The sequence below is a fragment of the Dokdonella sp. genome, assembly GCF_039926425.1.
GTDB lineage: Bacteria > Pseudomonadota > Gammaproteobacteria > Xanthomonadales > Rhodanobacteraceae > Dokdonella_A.
This window is the reverse complement of sequence record NZ_JBDSWZ010000266.1, coordinates 1-2,878: the sequence shown is the minus strand read 5'-3', so window position 1 is coordinate 2,878 and position 2,878 is coordinate 1. Positions and strand designations below refer to the sequence as shown.

Genomic DNA, 2,878 nt, shown 5'->3' with positions numbered 1-2,878 from the left:
AGGATTTCGGTGCCGATGATGTCGCTCGGCATCAGGTCCGGAGTGAACTGGATGCGGTGGAAGTCGAGCGACAGCGCCGATCCCAGCGACCGCACGAGCAGGGTCTTGCCGAGACCCGGCACACCTTCAAGCAGACAGTGACCACCGGCCAACAGGCCGATCAACAGCTGCTCGACCACCTCGCCCTGTCCGACGATGACGCGCGCGATCGCCTCGCGCAGCGCGACGAGTTTTTCGAGTTGCTGCTGGATGACGTGTTCGTCGGTCATGTTTCGAAGTTTCCAAAAGCGGGATCAGGACATTGAATCACGAAGGACACGAAGGACAATCTCTCGCTGGACGGCAGTCAGGCGGTGAGGGCGTACATGACGACGTTCACCGCGAACTTCGTGTTGTCTTCGGCGAGCCAGCGCTTGTTGCGCCAGTCGTAGTCCCATTCGCAGCCGTAGTCCTTGTTGCTGTAGAGCACGCCGAGACGACCGTCGATCTCGATGCCCTTGAGATATTCGTGGACGAGATCGTCGCCCCAGCCGTTGAGTTCGAAGTTCGTGTTCGGTGGGCCATCGAACGTGAAAAAGCTGTCGAACACCGGGTGTTTCTTCGGCAGTTTCTTCAGCGAATCGTCTCCGAAGATCGACGCCATCTCGCGTTCGAACGACTTCGCGAACAATCCGTCGATGTCATGGTTGCAATCGTCGACCAGCACGAAGCCGCCATTGCGCACGTAGCGCTCGAAGTTGCGGCGCTCGTCCGGATTGAACTCGACCAGCTTGTGCCCCGCGAGATAGCAGAATGGCTGCGAGAGCACGCGCGGATCGGACAGCGGCAACACGCGCTCCTTTGGATCCACCCGCAGGGTCGTGTACTGGATCAGCGCATCGAGCAGGTTCGACGGCATCCGCTGATCGACGTCCCAGTCACCGGACTCGTACATCAGCCGGGTAAACCAGAAATCGAAGGCGGGCTCGGCAGCACGCGCGCGCGGAAGAATCGCACCCGCGGCCGCAGCAGCCATCAAGCGAAGAAATTCCGAACGCGTCATGGGGTGTTTCCCCTTCCCCGCAGCGGGGGAAGGAGAAGGAACAATCACACTGCGTCGGACAGCGAAGAGAAGGTGAAATCGCGCACCTTCATCGGCGGAATCATCATCACGAACGGCGATTCGTCGTCGCCGACGCGGACCGGCTTGCCGATCTCCTCGATGTTGTTGAGCATGATCGCCGGCGATTCGTTGAAGCGGAAATTCTTGATCGGGTACTTGATCTCGCCGTCCTCGATGTAGAACGTTCCGTCGCGCGTGAGGCCGGTGAGCAGCACGGTCTGCGGATCGACCAGGCGGATGTACCAGGTGCGCGTCACCAGCACACCCTTCTTGGTGCTCTTCACCAGATCCATCGTCGACTTGTCGCCACCGACCATGATCAGATTGCCCGGCTGACCGACCGCCTTCTTGCCCTGTTTCTGCGCCCAGAACCGCGAATATTGCAGATAGTCAACGACGCCCTTGGTGATGATCGGTGTGCGTTCGCGTGCGAGCCCTTCGTTGTCCCACGGCAACACCGCAACCTCGTCACTCCACGGATCCGCGTACAGCGTGACGCGTTCGTCGAACAACTTTTCACCGACCTTGTTGCCACCGCCCTTCTTTGACAGGAAGCTGCGGCCTTCGTCGGCCTGGCGCGCGTCGAATCCGTTCATCATGAAGGAGATCAATCCGGCGGTCGCGGCCGGCTCCATCACCACCGTGTACTTGCCCGGCTCAAGCGCCTTGGCGTCGACCGAACCCTTGGCTTTGCGGATTGCCGTCTTGATGTCGCTCTTCGCGTCGAACGTCGCGACGTCGCCAAGGTTGCGCGCGACCCAGCCGGAGCCCTTGCCGTCTTCGGTACGGACGGTGCAGGTGAAGTCCATGCCGGTGGACGTCTGGTAGCCGAAATTTCCCTTGCTGTTGGCGATTGCCGAGAAGTTCTGCGAATCGCTGAAAAATCCCGCGGCAACGAGCTTGTCCTTGCGACACGGCTCGATGCAGTCGGCCGCAACCTGCGCGCGATACTCCGGCGTCACCGGCGCAGGTTTCCCCATGAAGGTGCCGGTCGGCTTGTAGACCTGCTTGTCGATCGCCGGTACGAACTCGGGATTTTCGGGAGCGAGCTTCGCGAGTTCTTCCGCGCGCCCGACCACGGCCGCGAGGGACGCATCGTCGAAGCTGTTGATCGTTGCGGTGCCGACGCGTTTTCCGAATGCCACTTCGATCGCGAGGTCGGCATCGCTGATGTGTCCGCTGGTGGAGACACTGTTGAGTGCGTAACGCACGTTGCCGCCGCTTGATCCGCTCAGCGTCGCAGTGCACTGGTCCGCCTTTGACAGCTTGATCGCCTTGTCGAGGATCGCCTTTGCCTGTTCTTGAGTGTAGATGCTCATGGTTGTGTTCTCCGCCCGCCGTCAGCCGAGGCTGCGCGCAGTGTTGATGACGTTGGCGCCATTGAAGCGCGCCGTGCTCGATCCGTGCGACACCGCCGAAACCTGTCCTGGCTGGCCCTTGCCGTCGAAGAACGAACCACCGAATCGGAAGTCGCTCTGGTCGCAGATTGCCGCACAGGAATTCCAGAACTCCGGAGTACGGATCTGGTAGGCGACGTCCTCGATCGGCTGGGTGATCTTGCCGTTCTTGATCTCGTAGAAGAGCTGCCCGCCAAACTGTGCGTTGTAGCGCTGCTGGTCGATCGAGAACGACCCGTCACCGATGATGTAGATGCCGTTCTCCACGTCCTTGATCAGCTCATCCACGCTGAGCTTCTGCTTGCCCGGTGCCATGGACACGTTGGCCATGCGCTGGAACTGCACGCTGGACCACGAATCGGCATAACAGCAGCCATCG

Annotated in this window: 4 protein-coding genes; all 4 read right to left on the bottom strand. The window is 60.6% G+C overall.

Annotated features, from left to right (window positions below):
• Window positions 1–269, bottom strand: a 269-nt coding sequence (locus ABIV12_RS15110; RefSeq protein WP_348060786.1) for an AAA family ATPase, incomplete at its 3' end; no start/stop codon positions are given.
• A 77-nt stretch (window positions 270–346) separates the two neighbouring features.
• On the bottom strand, window positions 347–1,015 hold the full coding sequence (locus ABIV12_RS15105) for a DUF4159 domain-containing protein (RefSeq protein WP_348060791.1): 669 nt from the start codon (window positions 1,013–1,015) through the stop codon (window positions 347–349).
• Window positions 1,016–1,086: 71 nt separating this feature from the next.
• A complete protein-coding gene (locus ABIV12_RS15100; protein WP_348060784.1) occupies window positions 1,087–2,421 on the bottom strand; it encodes a TldD/PmbA family protein in 1,335 nt (444 codons plus the stop codon).
• Window positions 2,422–2,442: 21 nt separating this feature from the next.
• A partial coding sequence (locus ABIV12_RS15095) for a metallopeptidase TldD-related protein (protein ID WP_348060782.1) occupies window positions 2,443–2,878 on the bottom strand: 436 nt, incomplete at its 5' end.

Bases quoted from the DNA above. Each gene is read 5' to 3' on its own strand.
- ABIV12_RS15105 (WP_348060791.1), bottom strand. From the start codon at position 1,015: ATGGCTGCTGCGGCCGCGGGTGCGATTCTTCCGCGCGCGCGTGCTGCC.
- ABIV12_RS15100 (WP_348060784.1), bottom strand. From the start codon at position 2,421: ATGAGCATCTACACTCAAGAACAGGCAAAGGCGATCCTCGACAAGGCG.